Raw genomic sequence first — 18,625 nt, forward strand, 5'->3', positions numbered from 1 at the left:
GATCGCCCCGCTCGGCGCCATCGCTCAAAGCTGGATGGGCCGCGGGAAGGCAGCCCCCGGCGCGGGTCGCCCTAGCCGCGCCCGATATAGGGCATGGCGCTCGCCATCACGGTCATGAACTGCACGTTGGCCTCCAGCGGCAGCGTCGCCATGTGCAGCACCGATGTGGCCACGTGGTCCGCATCCATCACCGGCTCGACCGCCACCGAGCCGTCGGCCTGCGGCACGCCCTTGGTCATCGCCTCGGCCATGTCCGTCAGCGCGTTGCCGATATCGATCTGCCCGCAGGCGATGTTGAAGGGCCGCCCGTCCAGCGACACCGTCCGCGTCAGCCCCGTGACCGCGTGCTTGCTCATGGTGTAGGGCGCGGATCCGGGCCGCGGCACGTGGGCCGAGATCGATCCGTTGTTGATGATCCGCCCACCCATGGGATCCTGCCTGCGCATCAGCCCGAAGGCCGCCCGCGCGCAGATGAACATGCCGGTGATGTTGGTCTCGCTCAGCGCCCGGAAGTCCGCCACGCTGATCTCGTCCAGCGTGCCCGCGCCCACGTTCATGCCCGCGTTGTTGAACAGCGCGTCGAGCCGCCCCCATTCCTCGGCCACTGTCACGAAGGCCTGCGTCACCGCATCCTCGTTCGTCACGTCGCAGGGCAGGATCAGGGTGCTGTCCTCGAACCCCTCCGCCGTCTCTTCCAGCGCCGGTTTCCGCCGCCCCACCAGCGCCACGCGCCAGCCTTCTTGCAGGAACAGCCGCGCGGTGACGCGTCCGATGCCGCTGGACGCCCCGGTGATCAGGATGGTCTGGCTCATTTCATTCCCCTCAGTGATTGTCGCGCGGCAGCTGGTGCCGGATGCGCTGATAGGCCGTGGCCAGTTCCAGGCAGCCGCCATCGCCCAGCTGGCCCACATGGGTGCGGTAGATCTCTTCCCACGGCGTCTGGTGTTCCAGCTTGGGCGCCTTCCATTCGGATTGCCGCTCTTTCCACTCTTCCTCGTCCACCAGGGCGTCCAGCCGGGCCTTGTTCAGATCCAGCCGCACCCGGTCGCCGGTCCGCAGGAAGGCCAGCCCGCCGCCCACCACCGCCTCGGGCGACGCGTTCAGGATCGACGGGCTCTCGGACGTGCCCGATTGCCGCCCGTCGCCCACCGTGGGCAGGTGCATGTTGCCGCCCTTCAGGATGTGGTCGGGCGGCTGCATGTTCACCACCTCGGCCGATCCCGGGTAGCCCACGCAGCCCACGTTGCGGATGAACAGGATCGTCTGGTCGTCGATCTTCAGCGACGCGTCGTTGATCCGGTCGTGGTAATCCTCGGGGCCCTCGAAGACGACCGCGCGCGCCTCGTAGAGGCCTTCGCTGCCCGGCGTGTCCAGGTAGCGGTCGCGGAAATCCTGGCTGATGACGCTGGTCTTCATCAGCGCGTTGTCGAACAGGTTGCCCGACAGCACCACGAACCCCGCATTGGGCCGCAGCGGCGCGTCGTAGGTCGTGATCACGTCGTGATCGACGCTGTCGCGCCCCGTGATGTTCTCGCCCATGGTCTTGCCGGTCACCGTCATGCACCCTTCGTGAATGCGCCCGGCCTTGGCGAGTTCCGCCATCACCGCCGGAACCCCGCCCGCGCGGTGGAACGATTCGCCCAGGTAGGCGCCCGCGGGCTGCATGTTCAGCATCAGCGGCACGTCGTAGCCCACATTCTGCCAGTCCTTCACGTGCAGATCCACACCCGCGTGCCGGGCGATGGCCTGCAGGTGCGGCGGCGCGTTGGTGGATCCGCCGATGGCCGAGTTCACGACGATCGCGTTCTCGAACGCCTCGCGCGTCAGGATGTCCGACGGCTTCAGGTCCTCGTAGGCCATGGCGACGATCCGCTTGCCGGTCTCGTAGGCCATCTCCATCCGCTCGCGGAACGGCGCGGGGATGGCGCTGCAGCCGGTCAGCGACATGCCCAGCGCCTCGGCCATGGCGTTCATGGTGCTGGCCGTGCCCATGGTGTTGCAATGGCCCAGCGACGGGGCGCTGGCGCAGGCGCGGTCCATGAACTCGTCGTAGTCGATCTTGCCCTCGGCCAGCAGCCGCCGCCCTTCCCAGATCACCCCGCCCGAGCCCACGCGCTTGCCCTTCCACCAGCCGTCCAGCATCGGCCCGCCGTTCAGCGTGATCGCGGGCAGGTCCATGGTGGCCGCCCCCATCAGCATGGCGGGCGTGGTCTTGTCGCAACCGGTGGTCAGCACCACGGCGTCGATGGGATAGCCGTGCAGCACCTCGACCAGCCCCAGGTATTGCAGGTTGCGATCCAGCGCGGCGGTGGGCCGCTTGCCGGTCTCTTGGATGGGATGCACCGGGAATTCCATCGGGATGCCGCCCGCGTCGCGGATCCCGGCCTTGATCCGGTCCACCAGGAACACGTGGATCTTGTTGCAGGGCGCCAGGTCGCTGCCGGTCTGGGCGATGCCGATGATCGGCTTGCCCGATTGCAGCTCGGCGCGGGTGTGGGTCTGGTTCTGGTAGCGCTCGAGGTACAGCGCGGTCATCCCCGGGTTGTTGGGATTGTCGAACCATTCCTGGCTGCGAAATTGCTTGTTGGCGCGGGTGTCGGCCATGGCGGATCCTCCTTCGGGCCGCATCGCGTCGGCCGCTGCGACAATCCTCGGATCTGGTATACCAAATTGCAAGGGAATACCCGCTCAACCTGGACAGCGTCGGCCCAGAGGCAAAGAAAACCGCGGGTGCGCCGACCCGTCGCCCGCCGCCACGTAAGTCGACAGCGCGCGGCCACCTACCGCGCTCCCTGCCCCATCTTTGTTCTCACAAATATCCCGGCGCAGCGCAGGCCACCCGCACCACGCCGCTTCGGAGTGCTGCACCCTCGGCCCGCGGGCAATCTCCCGCAACCGTGCCGCAACCGATCTTCGCCGAAGCATCTCGGCCCCCATGTTGACACTGCACCGGGATGGCGCTTTTCTGGAAATGGTATACCAAAGCGGCAGGGGGGCAGCATGGCCAGCACGAACCAAGGCACCGCCCCATGCTGACCTTCGCCGCCGCCGTGTTCTTCCTGATCGTCACCCCCGGACCGGGCGTGCTGTCCACCGCGGGGGTGGGCTCGGGTTACGGCTTCAACGCGGGCCTGCGCTACGTGACGGGCCTCTTCATCGGCACCAACCTGGTGGCGCTGGCGGTCATCACGGGGGTGGGCGCCATCGTGCTGTCGGTTCCGGTGATCCGAACGCTCCTGATGATCGCGTCGGTCGGCTACCTGCTCTATCTGGCGTACCGCATCGCGACGGCCGGAAGCCGCATCGCCTTCATCCACGCCGCCACCGCACCGGGCATCGGCGCGGGCATCCTGCTGCAGGCGATCAATCCCAAGGCCTATGCCGTCAACACCACGCTTTTCGCGGGCTTTCCCTTCGCCGCCGAGAACTTCCTGTTCGAGACTCTCAGCAAGCTCGTCATCGTCGCGCTGATCTGGGTTCCCCTGCACCTGGCGTGGCTCTTCGCGGGCGCGGCGCTGCACCGGCTGGACCTGCCCGAGCGCACCCAGCGCCGCATCAATTACGCCATGGCCGCGTCCATGGTGGCGGTCGTGGCGCTGGCCATCGCGGCGGGGGCGCGCCAAGCATGAGCGGGTCGCTGCTTTGCCTGGGCGAATGCATGGTCGAGCTCGCTCAGACCGGCCCCGACACCTATCGCCGCGGCTTCGCGGGCGACACGTTCAACACCGCCTGGTACGCCCGCAAGCTGCTGCCGCCCGCCTGGGACGTGAGCTATGGCAGCTGCATCGGCACCGATGCGGTGTCGGACGAAATGGCCGGTTTCATGGCGGACCAGGGGATCACGCCGCACCTGCGCCGCATCCCCGATCGCAGCGTCGGGCTTTACATGATCTCGACCAAGGATGGCGAGCGCAGCTTTTCCTATTGGCGCAGCCATTCTGCGGCGCGCCTGCTGGCCGACGACACCGGATGGCTGGACGCCCTGCTGAAGGATCGCGCCCATATCCACCTGTCGGGCATCACGCTGGCGATCCTGCCGCCGCCCCACCGCGCCACCCTATGCCAGACCCTGCGCCGGGCGCGCGAGGCGGGCAGCTTCGTGTCCTTCGACACCAACCTGCGCCCGCGCCTGTGGGAAGACGCGGCCGCCATGAAAGCGGGCCTGACCCTTGGCGCGGGCGCGGCCGACCTGGTGCTGCCCTCCTTCGACGAGGAGACGACGCTCTTCGGCGACCCCACACCGTCCGACACCATCGCCCGGTACCGCGACGGCGGCGCGCGCGTGGTGGTGGTGAAGAACGGTGCCGCGCCCGTCACCCTTTGGTCCGACGATACCGGCACGCAGACCCTCGACCCGCAGCCCGTCACCCCCACCGACACCACCGCCGCGGGCGACAGCTTCGCGGCGGGCGTTCTGGCCGGTCTTGCAACCGGGACGCCGCTGGAAGACGCCGTGCGCCGCGCCATGGCACTGTCGGCGCAGGTCATCCAGCATCCCGGCGCCCTGGTCCCGCAGATCTTCGAAGGAGAGTCCCCATGAATGTCCTGATCATCGGCGGCGGCGGTGTCGTCGGCAACCGGCTGGGCGCGTCGCTGGCCGAGCGTGGCACCCTGCGCGGCGCGGAGATCGACCGCATCACGCTTGCCGATGTCAGCGACCCGCCCCGGATCGACGCGAAGAGCGTCACCGTCGACTACACCCATTGCGACATCACCGACCAGGCCAGCATCGCCGCCTGCCTGACCGAGGACACCGATGTGGTGTACCTGCTGGCCGCCATCGTCTCGGCCCACGCGGAAGAGGATTTCGCCACCGGCTACGCCATCAACCTCTTCGGCACCTGGAACGTGCTCGAGCGTTGCCGCACCCTGGGAACGCAACCCGTCGTCGTCTTCACATCGTCCATCGCCGTCTATGGCGGCGAGGTGGACGACCCGATCACCGGTCAGACCTTCCTGAATCCCCAGACCTCCTACGGTGCTCAGAAGGCGGCGGGCGAGGTCTTGCTGAACGACTTCTCGCGCAAGGGCTACGTCGACGGGCGGGGCGTTCGGCTGCCCACCGTCAGCGTGCGGCCCGGCAAGCCGAACCGCGCCGCGTCGTCCTTCATGTCGTCGATCATCCGCGAGCCGCTAGGTGGCCAACAGGCCGTCTGCCCGGTGGGTGCGGATTTCCTGCACTACTACCTGAGCCTGCGGAAATGCGTGCAGAACCTGGTGAAAGTGGCCGAGATCGACCGCGCCGATCTTGGCCGGAACCACGTCATGCAGATGCCGGGACGGACCTGGTCGATCCGCCAGATGATCGATGCGATGACCGCGGTGGCAGGGCCCGAGCCCGCGAAGCTGATCCGCTGGGAAGACGACCCTCAGATCCAGAGCATCGTGAACGGCTGGCGCTTCGACATACACGCCGACAAGGCGCTGGCCCTGGGACTCGAGGCCGACGAGAGCTTCGAAGACAACGTGCGCTACTACCTGGAAGATGACAGGCCGACGGGCTGACCCCATGGGCCGTGTCGGGCCGTGGGATCGCCGACCGCCACTGGGCCTGCCTGAGCGGGATCGCTTGATTTCCGGTAGGCCAGCGGCAATTCATTTGGTATACCATGTTCAAGCGCGCGTCGCGGGAAGGGGCCTTGCATGACCAGACAAACCGCCGCCGTCATCGGCCTGGGATCCATGGGATACGGCGTGGCGTCGTCGCTGCTGCGCGCGGGTCACGTGGTCCACGGCTTCGACATCAACGCGGACGCGGTGGCGCGGCTGCAGAAGGACGGCGGCGCGCCGGGCACCCTGGCCGAAGTCGCAGGCGGGTGCGATGTGGTCATCTCGGTCGTCATCAACGCCGCCCAGACCGAAGCCGTGCTGTTCGGCGACGGCGGCATCGTCGCGCATCTGGCGCCCGGCACCGTGGTCATGTCCTGCGCCACCGTCGCCCCCGATTTCGCGCGATCCATGGAAGCGCGTTGCACGGATGCGGGCCTTCTTTACATCGACGCGCCGATCTCGGGCGGCCCCCAGCGCAGCGCAAGGGGCGAGCTGTCGGTCCTGGCGTCCGGCGCGCCCGAGGCGTTCGCCAAGGCCCGCCCCTGCCTGGATGCGATGGCGTCGCAGGTCTACGGGCTGGGCGACAGCGCGGGCCCCGGCTCGGCCATGAAGGCGATCAACCAGATGCTGGTGGGCATCAACCTGGCGGGCATGGCCGAGGCGCTGACCTTCGGAATGACCCAAGGCGTGACACCCGAAAAATTCGCCGAGATCATCCCCCAATGCGCGGGCACGTCCTGGGTGCTCGAGAACCGCGTGGGCCACGTGGTCGATGGCGATTACAGCCCCCTGTCGGCGGTGGATATCTGGCCCAAGGACCTCGGGATTTGCCTGGACGTGGCGCATTCCGCGAAGTTCGGGGCCCCCGTGACCGCGGCGGCGCTTCAGCAATGGCTGGCCGCACAGGGGTCTGGACTGGGGCGCGAGGATGACGCGGCGCTGGTGAAGGTCTATGCCCGCAACGCCGGCCTGACGCTGCCCGGCGCCGAATGACCGTATTGGGCTGCATCGCCGATGATTTCACCGGCGCGACGGATCTGGCCGGGTTGCTGGCCCGCGCGGGCGTCCGGGTCAACATGCGCATCGGTGTGCCCGACGCGGCCCCCGGCGACACCGCCCCGTTCGAGGTCATCGCCCTGAAGATCCGCACCACCCCGGTCGAGGACGCGGTGACGCAGGCGCTTTCGGCGCTGGACTGGCTGAAGGCGGCGGGCGCGAAACGGTTCTTCTGGAAATACTGCTCGACCTTCGATTCCACCGACGAAGGCAATATCGGCCCCGTGGCCGAGGCGCTGATGGACGCCCTGGGCACCCGCCAGACGGTCTATTGCCCGGCCTTTCCCGAAAACGGCCGCGCGATCTTCATGGGCCACCTGTTCGTGGGCCGCCAATTGCTGGCCGAAAGCACCATGAAGGACCATCCGCTGACGCCGATGCACGACAGCAACCTGATGCGGCTTCTGGGCCCGCAAGTGCAGGGCGACGTGGGACTGGTTGACCGGCTGACCGTGGCGCGCGGCGCGCAGGCGATCCGCGAGGCGCTGGCCGTCGCACCGCCCCACGTGGTCGTCGACGCGGTGGCCGACGAGGATCTGATCACCATCGCGCGGGCGTGCCGCGACATGCCCCTGATGACCGGCGGCAGCGCCGTGGCGATGCCCCTGCCCGCGCTCTACCGCACCGACGGGCTGATCGACGACCAGGCCGACGCCGCGCTGCCCGCGCCGCCCGCGGATGCCGCCGTGGTGCTGTCGGGATCGTGCTCGGCCATGACGCGCAAGCAGGTCGCCGCGTATCGCGCGCCGAAATACAAACTCGATCCGCTGGCGCTGGCCCAGGACGGGCCCGAGGACGCGCTGGATTGGCTGGGCGATCAGGATCTGGCCGTCGCCCCCCTGATCTACGCCACCGCCGAGCCGGACGAGGTGCGCGCGGCGCAAGCCGAGCTCGGCACCGCCCATGCGGGCGAGCTGGTCGAGGACGCGCTGGCCGAATGCGCCCGCGCCGCCCGGGCCGACGGAGCGCGCCGCTTCGTGGTGGCCGGCGGCGAGACCTCGGGTGCAGTGACGCAGGCGCTGGGGGTCGAGCGGCTGGCGATCGGACCCGAGATCGCGCCGGGCGTGCCGTGGTGCTTCGCCACCTCCGACGGCCACCCCATCGCCATCACCCTGAAATCCGGCAATTTCGGCAGCGAAGACTTCTTCGCCCGCGCCCTGGCCACCCTATGAGCGACGAGGCGAAGCTCCGCGACCAGCTCTGCGCGCTGGCCCGCTCGCTCTATGACCGGGGCCTCACCCATGGCTCGACCGGCAACATCTCGGCCCGCGCGCCCGATGGCGGTCTGCTGGTGTCGCCCACCGGCTCCAGCTTCGGCCGCCTCGACCCCGCACGGCTGTCGAAATTCGACGACCGAGGCCAGCATATCGACGGCGACCGGCCGACGAAGGAAATGCCGCTGCACACCGCCTTCTACGACACCCGCGCGGGCACCGGCGCGGTCGTGCACCTGCATTCGACCCATTCCGTCGCCCTGTCGATGCTGACGGATGCCGACGAAGACACCTTCATCCCGCCGCTCACGCCCTACGCCATCATGCAGCTTGGCCGCGTGAAACTGCTGCCCGTCTTCCTGCCTGGCGATCCGGCCATGGGCGACGCCGTGCGCGGTCTGGCGGGCAAGCGCAGCGCGGTGATGCTGGCCCATCACGGCCCCGTGGTGGCGGGCAAGGACGCCGACGCCGCCTGCAACGCCATCGAAGAGCTGGAAGCCACCGCCAAGCTGGCCCTGCTCACCCGCGGCCTGCCGGTCAAGCCGCTGTCCGACGACCAGATCGCGCAGGTCGTCACCAAATTCGACGTGGATTGGTAGATGCTGACCGTCCGGCTGTCCGAGCACGATAACGTCGTCACCGCCATCCGCGCGCTGCAGGTGGGCGAGGACGGCGCGACCACCCCGATCCCGCGCGGACACAAGATGGCGGCCGAGCCGATCGCCGCGGGCGCGCCGGTCCGCAAATACGCGCAGATCATCGGATACGCGGCCGAAGACATCCCCGCGGGCGCCCATGTCCACACCCACAACCTGGCGTTCCGCGCGGTGGACACCGACTACACCTTCGCCACCAACCTGCGCCCCGCGCCGCCCGCGCAGACGCGCGACACCTTCATGGGCTACCGCCGCGCCTCGGGCCGGGTCGGCACGCGCAACCACATCGCCGTCATCACGTCCGTGAACTGCTCGGCCACCGCCGCCCACAAGATCGCCGAGCATTTCACCCCGCACCGGCTGGCCGCCTTTCCCAACGTGGACGGTGTCACCGCCTTCGCCCACGGCACCGGCTGCGGAATGGCGGGCTCGGGCGAGGGGTTCGAGGCGCTGCAGCGCGTCATGTGGGGCTACGCGCGCAATCCCAACGTGGGCGGCGTGCTGATGGCGGGGCTGGGCTGCGAGACGATGCAGATCGACTGGCTGATCGAAGCCTACGGCCTGACGCCGGGGCCGCTGTTCCAGCACATGAACATCCAGGACGTGGGCGGGCTGCGCAAGACGGTGGAGCTTGGGATTGCCAAGATCGACGCCATGCTGCCGCTGGTCAATCAGGCCCGGCGCGAGGAATGCCCGGCCTCGGAACTGATGGTGGCGCTGCAATGCGGCGGCTCGGACGCGTGGTCGGGCATCACCGCCAACCCCGCCGTGGGCCATGCCTGCGACCTGCTGGTGGCCCAGGGCGGCACCGGCGTGCTGGCCGAAACGCCCGAGATCTACGGCGCCGAGCACCTGCTGACCGCGCGCGCCATCGACCGCGCCACCGGCGAAAGGCTGCTCGACCGCATCCGCTGGTGGGAGGATTACACCGCCCGCAACGGCGGCTCGATGGACAACAACCCGTCGCCCGGCAACAAGAAGGGCGGGCTGACCACGATCCTCGAAAAGTCGCTGGGCGCTGCGGCCAAGGGCGGCACCACGCCGCTCACCGGGGTCTACAAATACGCCGAGCCGGTGACGGCCAAGGGCTTCACCTTCATGGACAGCCCCGGCTACGACCCCGCGAGCGTGACGGGCCAGATCGCGTCGGGCTGCAACCTGGTCTGCTTCACCACCGGCCGCGGCTCGGCCTTCGGCGCCAAGCCGTCGCCGTCGATGAAGGTCGCCACCAATACCGAGATGTATCGCCGCCTCAGCGACGACATGGACGTGAACGCGGGCGCGATCCTGTCGGACGGCCGCAGCGTCGAAGAGGTGGGGCGCGAGATCTACGCCATGTGGCTGCGCGTGGCCTCGGGCGAGGCGACGAAATCCGAGGCGCAGGGCCTCGGCGACCACGAATTCGTCCCCTGGCAGATCGGTGCCGTGATGTGACCCGAAGCGCCCCGCCCCTCCATCTTTGTTCTTCCAAATATCCCGGCGCAGCGTCGGCCCGGCGGCGCGCGCCGCGCCTGTTGCGCGACGTCAGAAAGGCAGAGCCATGAAATTCTCGGCCAATCTCGGGTTTCTCTGGTCCGACCGCCCCTATCTCGACCGCATCCACGCCGCGCACAAGGCGGGGTTCGATGCCGTGGAGCTGCACTGGCCCTATGACACCGACGCCGCCGAGATCCGCGCCGCGCTGGACGCGACCGGCCTGCCGTGCTTGGGCCTCAACACGGATCGGGGCGATACCGACCGGGGCGAAAACGGCCTGTCCGCGCTGCCCGGACGCGAAGAAGACGCCCGCGCCGCCATCGACCAAGCGCTGTACTACGCCGCCCGGATCGGCGCGCGAAACGTGCATGTGATGGCCGGCTTTGCCGAAGGCCCCGATGCGCACGAGACCTTCGTCGCCAATCTCGGCTACGCCTGCAGCAAGGCGGGCGAGACCGGCCTGCTGATCGAGCCGCTGAACCGCTACGACGCGCCGGGATATTTTCTCAACACCGCCACCCAAGGGAAGGCCGTCATCGACGCCGTCGCCCGGCCCAACCTGAAACTCATGTTCGACTGCTACCATATCCAGCTGATGCAGGGCGACCTGACCCACCGCCTGACCGACCTGCTGCCCCTGATCGGTCACATCCAGATCGCCGCCGTGCCCGATCGCGGCGCCCCAGACCATGGCGAGATCCACTACCCCCACATCTTCGCCCATCTCGACGCGCTCGGCTGGCAGACCCCGCTCGGCGCCGAATACAAGGACCCGCGCCCCACCGACGACACGCTCGGCTGGCTCGCCGCTGCGCGCGCCTGAGCGGATCTTGCCAACCCCGCCCGCACCGTGCTGAACTGCCCCGCCGGAGACCGCCCATGCCCAACGCCATCCCCAATGTCAGCCTTGCCCAGCGCGCCTGGGCGATCCGGCGCAACGCGCTGCGGATGGGCGAGGTACAGGGACAGGGCTATATCGGCCAGGCGCTGGGCATCGCGGACGTGCTGGCGGTCAGCTATTTCCACGCAATGGATTACCGCGCAGACGACCCCGGCTGGGAAGGCCGCGACCGCTTCTGCCTTTCCATCGGCCACTACGCCATCGCCCTCTACGCCGCCCTGATCGAAGCCGGAATCCTGCCCGAGGACGAGATCGGGACCTACGGCATGGATGACAGCCGCCTGCCCATGTCGGGCATGGCCGCCTACACGCCGGGCATGGAGATCACCGGCGGCTCCCTGGGCCACGGGCTCGGCATCTCGGTCGGCATAGCGCTGGGGCTGAAGCGGAAACGCAACCCCGCCTTCGTCTACAACATGCTCAGCGACGGCGAATTGGGCGAAGGCTCGACTTGGGAGGCTGTCATGTCCGCCGTCCAGTGGAAGCTCGACAACCTGATCGCCATCGTCGATTTCAACAACCAGCAGGCCGATGGGCCCACGACCCACGCACTGGCGCAGGTCCCCGAAGCGCCTAAGTGGGAGGCGTTCGGCTGGCACGCCCAGAGTGTCGACGGCAACGACATCGACGCCGTGAAAGCCGCCTTCGACACGGCCCGCACCCACGCCGCCGCGCAGCCCCGCGTCATCATCTGCAACACAAAGATGTGCAAGGGCATCCCGTTTCTCGAAGACCGCGAGATCACCCATTTCATCCGGGTCGAGCCCGACGAATGGGCGCGTGCGCTGGCCATCCTCGACGAAAGCAGGCCGCAATGACGCTTGGTCCCAATTCCCGCCGCACGCCCGCCCATATCGCCCGGCCGAAGCCTGCCACCGGGGGCGCGCGCACGTCGGCCATGATCGCGTCGCTGGACGCCGAGGGCCGCGAGACCGTCACCGCCCCATTCGGCCACGCGCTGGTGGACCTGGCCAGGACCCGCGACGATATCGTGGGCCTCACGGCGGATCTGTCGAAATACACCGACCTGCATGTCTTCGCGAAAGCCTATCCCGACCGCTTCTACCAGATGGGCATGGCCGAGGCGGTGCTGATGTCCGCCGCCGCGGGCTTGGCGCGCGAGGGCTTCACGCCCTTCGCCACCACCTATGCCGTGTTCGCGTCGCGCCGGGCCTACGATTTCATCGTCATGGCCATCGCCGAGGAAAACCTGCCCGTGAAGATCGTCTGCGCCCTGCCGGGCCTGACCACCGGCTACGGCCCCTCGCACCAGGCGACCGAGGACTTGGCGATCCTGCGCGGAATGCCGAACCTGACCGTGATCGATCCCTGTTGCGCGACCGAGATCGACCAGGCCACCCGCGCCATCGCCGACCACCCGGGTCCTGTCTATATGCGACTTTTGCGGGGCAATGTGCCCGATGTTCTGGGCGAATACGGGTACAAGTTCGACATTGCGCGCGCCCAGATGATCCACGACGGCAACGACGTGCTGTTCGTGTCCTCGGGCCTGATGACCATGCGCACGCTCGACGCGGCCAAGCGACTGAAGGCCGACGGGATCGACGCGGGCGTCCTCCACGTCCCGACGATCAAGCCGCTCGACGAAGACACCATCGCCGCCGCCTGCGGCAAGACCGGCCGCCTTGTCGTCACCGCCGAGAACCACTCGATCACCGGGGGCCTGGGCGAAGCGGTCGCCGCCTGCCTGCTGCGCCGCGGCGTCACCCCCGCCTTCCGCCAGATCGCCCTGCCCGACGAGTTCCTCGACGCGGGCGCGCTGCCGACCCTGCACGACCAGTACGGGCTGTCGGTCGACGCGGTGACGACCCGCGTGAAGGCATGGCTCGCGGACGCCCCGGCCACTTGATCTGGCGCAAGGACGGTGCCGGTGGAATCGGCGACACCCGGTCCCTGACCGAACAGGGACCGGAGACCGCGCGTGCACTACCTTCTGATCTACGAAACCTTCGAGGGCCAGACCGGCAAGATCGTGGCCCGCATCGCCGCCCAGATCCGCCAGGCGGGACATCGCGTCCGCCTGTGCAACGCGGCGCAGTTCGCCGCGCCGGATTTCACCGGCATCGACCGGGTCGTGCTGGCCGCCCCGGTGCACGAGCGGCGCCACCCGCCCGATTTCGAGCGCCTGCTGTCGGACCATCGCGACGCGCTGTCGCGGCTGCCCACCCTGCTGATCTCGGTCAGCCTGAAGGCGGCGTTCGCGGACGGGATGGACGAGGCGCAGGATTTCCTGGACGAGATGCTGATGCGCACCCGGTTCAGGCCCGGCCGCGCGCTGCTGGTGGCGGGCGCCGTGCGCAGCGACGCCTACGACTATTACCAGCGCCAGATCGTGCAGCACGTCCTGCTGGCCGGTCAGGACGTGGACCTGTCGCAGGGGCCGGTCGAGTTCACCGACTGGGACAAGCTGGCCCGGGACATCGCCGCGTTCATGGCGGAAGAACCGGTGACGCCTGCCTGAAGCGGACGCCCCCGGTCTGCCGGGGGCGTCGGTCTCAGGTCCCGACCACCTCGCACCGCTGCTGGCCCAGCTTGTCGATGCGAAGCTCCATTACGTCGCCGTCCTTCAGGAAGACCTGCGGGCTGCGGCCCATGCCGACGCCTTCGGGCGTGCCGGTGCAGATCAGGTCGCCCGGCATCAGCTTCATGAAGCGGCTCATGTAGGACACGATCTGGCGCACCGTGAAGATCATGTCGTCGGTGTTCGAGCTTTGCATCGTCTCGCCGTTCACCGTGGTCGACAGCGCCAGCTTCTGCACGTCGCCCACCTCGTCCGGGGTCACGAGCCAAGGGCCCGTCGGCCCGAAGGTGGGCGCGGACTTGCCCTTGGTCCACTGGCCGCCATGGTCCAGCTGAAAGCCGCGCTCGGACACGTCGTTGACGATGCAATAGCCCGCCACCCGGTCCAGCGCGTCGTCTTCCGACACCTGCCAGGTCTCGGCGCCGATCACGATGCCCAGCTCGACCTCCCAATCCAGCCTCTGCGAGCCGTTGGGACGCCGGATCGGATCGTTCGGCCCGCTCAGGCAGGACGACGTCTTGTTGAACAGCACCGGCTCCTTCGGCGGCTCGGCCCCGGTCTCGATCGCGTGCTGGGTGTAGTTCAGGCCGACGCACAGGAAATTGGCCACCCGCGCCAGGCAAGGCCCGATGCGTCCCGGATCGGCCACCACCGGCAGCGACGACAGGTCCGTGGCGCGGATGCGGTCCAGGGCTTCCAGCGACACGCCGTCGCCCGCGAAATCGTCCGCCACGCCAGACAGGTCGCGCACCTGTCCGTCGTCGTCCAGATGGCCCGGCTTTTCCGCGCCCGCGGGTCCAAATCTCAGTAGCTTCATCGCTTTCCTTTCCGGGCCACGGGCCCGCGATCTTCAGGTTTCTTCGGTGATGAACAGCTGACGGATGTCTTCGGTCAGCGTGCCCAGGTGGGTGTCCAGCGCCGCGCCCACCGCAACCCGATCACGCTTCAGCAAAGCGTCCAGGATGGCGGCGTGCTGGTCCAGCACGGTCGCGCGGTTGCGGCGGCGGCGCGAGGTCAGGTAGCGGATCCGCCAGAGCCGCGCCAGGTAGGCGCGATGCGTCTCGGCCAGGGCGCGGTTGCGCGACGCCGCGGCGATGGCGGTGTGGAACTCCATGTCGGTCTCGAACGACGCAAGCCGGTCGGCGGTATAGAACGTGGTTTCGAACCGGTCGGCCACGGCCCGCACCCGGTCCATGTCGTCCTGCGTGGCGTGCTGGCAGGCCAGGTCGCCCGACAGCTTTTCCAGCGCCAGAAGCACCACGACCTGGTCGGCTATCTCGTCGAAGGGCGGGTCGGCCACCAGCGGGCTGCGGGCGGGACGCAGCACCACCAGACCCTCCTGGGCCAGGATGCGGATCGCCTCGCGCATGGGGGTGCGGCTGACGCCCATCTCGGCCGCGTTGTCGCGTTCCTTGATCTGGGCACCCGGCACCAGCTTGCCGCGCAGGATGTCGCGGCGCAGCTCGTCGGCGATGTGCTCGGGCAGGGAATGTTCGGCCATGGGGCTGGGTCTTTCCGGGTTCCCGGCCATGCTGACCGCCGAGCCGCGCCGCGGCAAGAAGATTTTGGTATACCAAAACCTGTTGATTACCGTAGGGGCATTCGCTAGCGTTCCGAGGTGATGGTATACCATCCATACGGCGCACGCTGAAAAGCGCCAGTCAAACGACGGCGGCGCAAAAGCCGCCCAGGGAGGAAGACACATGAATTTCAAGACCATGATGATGACGGCCGCGGCCGGCGCACTGGTGGCCGGATCGGCCATGGCGCAGGAAGTGACGCTGCGCATCCAGACCCACTATGCCACCGAGCATCCCACCGGCCAGCTGCTGGCCACGTGGATCGACGACGTCCAGACCATGTCGGGCGGCGATATCGCGGTCGAGATGTTCTATTCCTCGTCCGTCGTGGCCACGGTGGAAACCTTCGACGCCGCGATCAACGGCATCCTGGACTGCGACGCCACGGGCGGCGCCTACCAGACCGGCAAGAACCCCGCCTTCCAGTTCGTGGGCGACATCATGGGCGGCTACGACACGCCCTGGCAGCAATATAGCTGGCTTTACTACGGCGACGGCTACGCGGCCGCGCAGGAGCTTTACAACGCCCAAGGCATGCAGCTGATCGGCTGGTCGATCTATGGCCAGGAATCGCTGTCATCCTCCACCCCCATCGCGGGCTTCGAGGATCTGAAGGGCTGGAAGTTCCGCTCGCCCCCGGGGATGGAGACGGAAATCTTCGAAGAGCTCGGCGCGTCGCCCATCGTCATGGACTTCACCGAGATCTTCACCGCGCTGGAAACCGGCATCATCGACGGCGCCGACGCGTCGGGCCTGGCCAACAACGTGGGCCTCGGGATCTACGACATCGTCAAGCACGCGACCTATCCCGGCTTCCATTCGATGCCGTCGGACCATCTGGCCTGCAACAAGGCGGTGTGGGACGGGCTCAGCGAACAGCACCGCCGCATCATCGACACCGCGTGGCAGAAGCTGTCCTTCCAGGTCGCGCTGTCCAACGAAAAGGCCAATGCCGAAGCTGCCGCGCAGCTGAAGGAACAGGGCGTGTCGCTTTATGACTGGTCGCCCGAGGACCGCGCCGAGTTCCGCCGCGCGGCGCAGGTCGCGTGGGAAGACTGGGGCACCCGGTCGCCCGAGGCCTCGGCGCTTCTGGAAAGCCACAAGGCGTATCTTGCCGACCTGGGCCTGATTTCCAGCGAATAAGGCCTGATCTGACCGCCTGAAACGGTTTGAGGCGGGCCCCTTCTGCGGGGGTCCGCCTTTTTCGTCCCATTCCGATCGACCACTCCAAGGGGGCTGACATGGAAGGCAAATCCGTCTGGCTGGGCCGTTTCCGCAAACCGGTGCGCCTGCTGATGATCCTGTTCACCGCGGCGTCGCTGCTGCTCTATGTCTGGCTGGTCGTGAACCGGCTGCTCGACCCGGAAGCCATCGCCATGTTCGAAATGATCCGCCCCGGCGGACGGCCGATGGTGCAGCTCACTCTGTTCTGCCTGTTCGGCGCGATCCTGTTCGCGTCGCTCTACCTGTCGGACTTCCGCGGCGATATCGAGCCGCCCAATGACGGCATCTTCGACATCGTGTCGCTGGTGCTGAGCCGCGCGGCGATGATCTCGATCGCGCTGATCGTGCTCGTGATGTTCTACGAGGTGGTGTCGCGCTACGTCTTCTCGGCGCCCACGCTCTGGGCCAACGAACTGTCGCTCTGGATCGCGGCCTTCGTGTTCCTGCTGTCGGGCCAATACGCCATGCAGCAACGGTGCCACATCCGCATCCCGGTGATCTACGACCGGATGCCGCGCTGGATGCGGAAGCTCTCGGACAGCCTGTCGGTGCTCTTCATCGTCGGCTTCGTCTTCGCGCTGGTCTGGGGCGGCTACACCGACGCCGAGAACCGCTTCCTGCGGATGGAGACCTTCGGCACCGCCTGGGATCCGCCCATCCCCGGCATCATCAAGCCGGTGCTGCTGCTGTCAATGGTGCTGGTCGCGATCCAGGCGGTGTCGAACCTGATCGCCGACTGGTCGAAGGAAAACGTCTATGACAGCCCCGATGCCATCGACGATACCGAGATCGAAATCATCCGCCGCAGCCTGGAGAACAAGTAATGGTCGATATCGGCACGCTCAGCCTGATCATCCTGCTGGCGATGTTCGCGCTGCTGGCCATCGGGATGCCGCTGGGCTTTGCCTCGGCCTTCCTGGCGGTGGTGACGCTGATCCTGAAGTTCGACGTGGACCTGCTGTTCGGCACCTTCGGGCGGGGACCGCTATCGGTGCTGGCGCAGGCGGTGTACCGGCAGATGACGAACTACGTGCTGATCTCGATCCCGCTTTTCATCTTCATGGCCGCCTTGCTGGAACGCTGCGGCATCGCGCGTGACATGTATTCGTCGCTGAACGTCTGGCTGTCGCGCACCCGCGGCGGGCTGGCGGTGGTCACGTCGATCATGGCCGTCATCATGGCCGCCATGTCGGGCATCATCGGCGGCGAGGTCGTGCTGCTGGGCCTGATCGCGCTGCCGCAGATGCTGCGGCTGGGCTACGACCAGAACCTGGCCATCGGCACGATCTGCGCGTCGGGCTCGCTGGGGACCATGATCCCGCCCTCGATCGTGCTGATCTTCTATGGCCTGGTGACCGAAACCTCGATCAAGGCGCTGTTCACCGCGTCGTTCCTGCCAGGCTTCATGCTGGCGTCGTTCTTCCTGATCTACATCGTGGTGCGCACCCGCATCACCCCGTCACTGGCGCCGCTGCCGCCCGCCGACCCCGACGATCCCGAGGGCCGCGAAAAGGGGCTGATGTTCTTGGGCTTCCTGGCGCGCATGGCCTGCTGGATCCTGGGCGTGCTGATCCTGCGGGCGGTGTTCTTCACCGTCACGGGCGCCAATGCCGTACGGGTCGGGCAGGATCCGATCCTGCTGGGCATGGTGTCGGACTTTCCGTACCTCATCGGCGCCTTCCTGATCGCGCTGGCCACGATCTACTTGGTGGTCGGGCGCGAACGGACATCGAAGGGCTGGCACATGGGCAAGGGCCTGATCGCGCCCATCGTGGTGATCGGCGTGGTCCTGGGCAGCATCTACGGCGGCATCACCGGCATCACCGAGGCCGCGGGCATGGGCGTGATCGCGGTGTTCGTGATCGGCCTCTTCCGTCGCGAGATGTCGTTCATGATCGTCTGGGACAGCCTGATGCGAACGCTGAAATCCACCGGCACGATCATCTGGGTCACCATCGGCGCGGCCGCCCTGGCCGCGGCCTACACACTGGCGGGCGGGCCAACCTACGTGGCCAACCTGATCATCGGGGCGGACGTGCCGACCATGGGCGTGATCCTGATCATGATGTTCGTCTTCCTGATCATGGGCATGTTCATGGACTGGATCGGGATCGTGCTGCTGATCATGCCGGTGTTCCTGCCCATCGTGGTGAAGCTGCCGCCCGAAGAGATCGGGTTCCTGGCGTCCATCGACGCGCGCTACATCCCGATCTGGTTCGGCGTGGTGTTCTGCATGAACATGCAGGTCAGCTTCCTGTCGCCGCCCTTCGGCCCGGCGGCGTTCTACCTCAAATCCGTGGCGCCGCCCGAAATCGAGCTCACGGACATCTTCAAGGGCTTCCTGCCCTTCATCGCACTGCAGCTCTGTGCGCTGTCGGTGTTGCTGATCTGGCCGCCCATCGTCACGCTGTTCCTGTAAGGAGACC

Annotated in this window: 18 protein-coding genes; 14 read left to right on the top strand and 4 right to left on the bottom strand. The window is 67.7% G+C overall.

Going from position 1 to position 18,625, the window contains the following annotated elements:
- Window positions 1-71: 71 nt before the first annotated feature.
- Entirely contained in the window at window positions 72-812 is a 741-nt protein-coding gene (locus tag ILP92_RS14955) for an SDR family oxidoreductase (RefSeq protein WP_198917222.1), read from the bottom strand.
- Window positions 813-822: 10 nt separating this feature from the next.
- On the bottom strand, window positions 823-2,604 hold the full coding sequence (locus ILP92_RS14960; protein WP_198917223.1) for an IlvD/Edd family dehydratase: 1,782 nt from the start codon (window positions 2,602-2,604) through the stop codon (window positions 823-825).
- Between the two features lie 425 nt (window positions 2,605-3,029).
- Between ILP92_RS14960 and ILP92_RS14965 the strand changes: the two genes are divergently transcribed.
- The 11 genes from ILP92_RS14965 (at window position 3,030) to ILP92_RS15015 (ending at window position 13,335) form a co-directional block, all read left to right on the top strand.
- Complete coding sequence (locus tag ILP92_RS14965) at window positions 3,030-3,629, top strand: LysE family translocator (protein WP_198917224.1); 600 nt, start codon at window positions 3,030-3,032, stop codon at window positions 3,627-3,629.
- A complete protein-coding gene (locus tag ILP92_RS14970; RefSeq protein ID WP_198917225.1) occupies window positions 3,626-4,540 on the top strand; it encodes a sugar kinase in 915 nt (304 codons plus the stop codon). The genes ILP92_RS14965 and ILP92_RS14970 overlap by 4 nt, the downstream gene beginning before the upstream one ends.
- Entirely contained in the window at window positions 4,537-5,505 is a 969-nt protein-coding gene (gene denD, locus ILP92_RS14975; protein ID WP_198917226.1) for a D-erythronate dehydrogenase, read from the top strand. Before ILP92_RS14970 ends, denD begins: the two co-directional genes overlap by 4 nt.
- Before the next feature lie 138 nt (window positions 5,506-5,643).
- A complete protein-coding gene (gene ltnD / locus ILP92_RS14980) occupies window positions 5,644-6,543 on the top strand; it encodes an L-threonate dehydrogenase (RefSeq protein ID WP_198917227.1) in 900 nt (299 codons plus the stop codon).
- Window positions 6,540-7,778, top strand: a complete 1,239-nt coding sequence (gene otnK, locus ILP92_RS14985; RefSeq protein ID WP_198917228.1) for a 3-oxo-tetronate kinase — start codon at window positions 6,540-6,542, stop codon at window positions 7,776-7,778. Before ltnD ends, otnK begins: the two co-directional genes overlap by 4 nt.
- On the top strand, window positions 7,775-8,419 hold the full coding sequence (gene otnC, locus ILP92_RS14990; protein WP_198917229.1) for a 3-oxo-tetronate 4-phosphate decarboxylase: 645 nt from the start codon (window positions 7,775-7,777) through the stop codon (window positions 8,417-8,419). The genes otnK and otnC overlap by 4 nt, the downstream gene beginning before the upstream one ends.
- A complete protein-coding gene (locus ILP92_RS14995; protein ID WP_198917230.1) occupies window positions 8,420-9,910 on the top strand; it encodes a UxaA family hydrolase in 1,491 nt (496 codons plus the stop codon).
- Window positions 9,911-10,016: 106 nt separating this feature from the next.
- On the top strand, window positions 10,017-10,775 hold the full coding sequence (locus ILP92_RS15000) for a hydroxypyruvate isomerase family protein (protein WP_198917231.1): 759 nt from the start codon (window positions 10,017-10,019) through the stop codon (window positions 10,773-10,775).
- A gap of 56 nt (window positions 10,776-10,831) precedes the next feature.
- Window positions 10,832-11,671 (top strand): transketolase, encoded by an 840-nt coding sequence (locus ILP92_RS15005; protein WP_198917232.1) that lies wholly within the window; start codon window positions 10,832-10,834, stop codon window positions 11,669-11,671.
- Window positions 11,668-12,723, top strand: a complete 1,056-nt coding sequence (locus tag ILP92_RS15010) for a transketolase family protein (protein WP_198917233.1) — start codon at window positions 11,668-11,670, stop codon at window positions 12,721-12,723. Before ILP92_RS15005 ends, ILP92_RS15010 begins: the two co-directional genes overlap by 4 nt.
- 72 nt (window positions 12,724-12,795) lie before the next feature.
- The gene (locus ILP92_RS15015) at window positions 12,796-13,335 is read left to right on the top strand and encodes a flavodoxin domain-containing protein (protein WP_198917234.1); all 540 of its coding nucleotides are present in this window, start codon (window positions 12,796-12,798) and stop codon (window positions 13,333-13,335) included.
- 34 nt (window positions 13,336-13,369) lie between these two features.
- Here the strand turns inward: ILP92_RS15015 and ILP92_RS15020 are convergent, their stop codons facing one another.
- Entirely contained in the window at window positions 13,370-14,212 is an 843-nt protein-coding gene (locus tag ILP92_RS15020; protein WP_198917235.1) for a fumarylacetoacetate hydrolase family protein, read from the bottom strand.
- A 33-nt stretch (window positions 14,213-14,245) separates the two neighbouring features.
- The gene (locus ILP92_RS15025; RefSeq protein WP_198917236.1) at window positions 14,246-14,896 is read right to left on the bottom strand and encodes a GntR family transcriptional regulator; all 651 of its coding nucleotides are present in this window, start codon (window positions 14,894-14,896) and stop codon (window positions 14,246-14,248) included.
- Window positions 14,897-15,098: 202 nt separating this feature from the next.
- Between ILP92_RS15025 and ILP92_RS15030 the strand changes: the two genes are divergently transcribed.
- From ILP92_RS15030 to ILP92_RS15040, 3 genes are all read left to right on the top strand, one after another.
- Complete coding sequence (locus ILP92_RS15030) at window positions 15,099-16,118, top strand: TRAP transporter substrate-binding protein (RefSeq protein WP_198917237.1); 1,020 nt, start codon at window positions 15,099-15,101, stop codon at window positions 16,116-16,118.
- 98 nt (window positions 16,119-16,216) lie between these two features.
- The gene (locus tag ILP92_RS15035; protein WP_198917238.1) at window positions 16,217-17,023 is read left to right on the top strand and encodes a TRAP transporter small permease subunit; all 807 of its coding nucleotides are present in this window, start codon (window positions 16,217-16,219) and stop codon (window positions 17,021-17,023) included.
- Window positions 17,023-18,618 carry a TRAP transporter large permease gene (locus ILP92_RS15040; protein ID WP_198917239.1) on the top strand — a complete coding sequence of 532 codons (1,596 nt, stop codon included), beginning with the start codon at window positions 17,023-17,025 and terminating at the stop codon, window positions 18,616-18,618. The genes ILP92_RS15035 and ILP92_RS15040 overlap by 1 nt, the downstream gene beginning before the upstream one ends.
- Window positions 18,619-18,625 lie beyond the last annotated feature (7 nt).

The organism is Palleronia pontilimi, assembly GCF_016412875.1.
Taxonomy (GTDB): domain Bacteria; phylum Pseudomonadota; class Alphaproteobacteria; order Rhodobacterales; family Rhodobacteraceae; genus Palleronia; species Palleronia pontilimi.

Coding starts and splice junctions, on each gene's coding strand:
- ILP92_RS15025 (WP_198917236.1), bottom strand. CDS start 14,896: ATGGCCGAACATTCCCTGCCCGAGCACATCGCCGACGAGCTGCGCCGC.
- ILP92_RS14995 (WP_198917230.1), top strand. CDS start 8,420: ATGCTGACCGTCCGGCTGTCCGAGCACGATAACGTCGTCACCGCCATC.
- ILP92_RS15020 (WP_198917235.1), bottom strand. CDS start 14,212: ATGAAGCTACTGAGATTTGGACCCGCGGGCGCGGAAAAGCCGGGCCAT.
- ILP92_RS15030 (WP_198917237.1), top strand. CDS start 15,099: ATGAATTTCAAGACCATGATGATGACGGCCGCGGCCGGCGCACTGGTG.
- ILP92_RS14970 (WP_198917225.1), top strand. CDS start 3,626: ATGAGCGGGTCGCTGCTTTGCCTGGGCGAATGCATGGTCGAGCTCGCT.
- denD (WP_198917226.1), top strand. CDS start 4,537: ATGAATGTCCTGATCATCGGCGGCGGCGGTGTCGTCGGCAACCGGCTG.
- ILP92_RS15010 (WP_198917233.1), top strand. CDS start 11,668: ATGACGCTTGGTCCCAATTCCCGCCGCACGCCCGCCCATATCGCCCGG.
- otnK (WP_198917228.1), top strand. CDS start 6,540: ATGACCGTATTGGGCTGCATCGCCGATGATTTCACCGGCGCGACGGAT.
- ILP92_RS15000 (WP_198917231.1), top strand. CDS start 10,017: ATGAAATTCTCGGCCAATCTCGGGTTTCTCTGGTCCGACCGCCCCTAT.
- ILP92_RS15040 (WP_198917239.1), top strand. CDS start 17,023: ATGGTCGATATCGGCACGCTCAGCCTGATCATCCTGCTGGCGATGTTC.
- ILP92_RS14960 (WP_198917223.1), bottom strand. CDS start 2,604: ATGGCCGACACCCGCGCCAACAAGCAATTTCGCAGCCAGGAATGGTTC.
- otnC (WP_198917229.1), top strand. CDS start 7,775: ATGAGCGACGAGGCGAAGCTCCGCGACCAGCTCTGCGCGCTGGCCCGC.
- ILP92_RS15005 (WP_198917232.1), top strand. CDS start 10,832: ATGCCCAACGCCATCCCCAATGTCAGCCTTGCCCAGCGCGCCTGGGCG.
- ltnD (WP_198917227.1), top strand. CDS start 5,644: ATGACCAGACAAACCGCCGCCGTCATCGGCCTGGGATCCATGGGATAC.
- ILP92_RS14965 (WP_198917224.1), top strand. CDS start 3,030: ATGCTGACCTTCGCCGCCGCCGTGTTCTTCCTGATCGTCACCCCCGGA.
- ILP92_RS15035 (WP_198917238.1), top strand. CDS start 16,217: ATGGAAGGCAAATCCGTCTGGCTGGGCCGTTTCCGCAAACCGGTGCGC.
- ILP92_RS14955 (WP_198917222.1), bottom strand. CDS start 812: ATGAGCCAGACCATCCTGATCACCGGGGCGTCCAGCGGCATCGGACGC.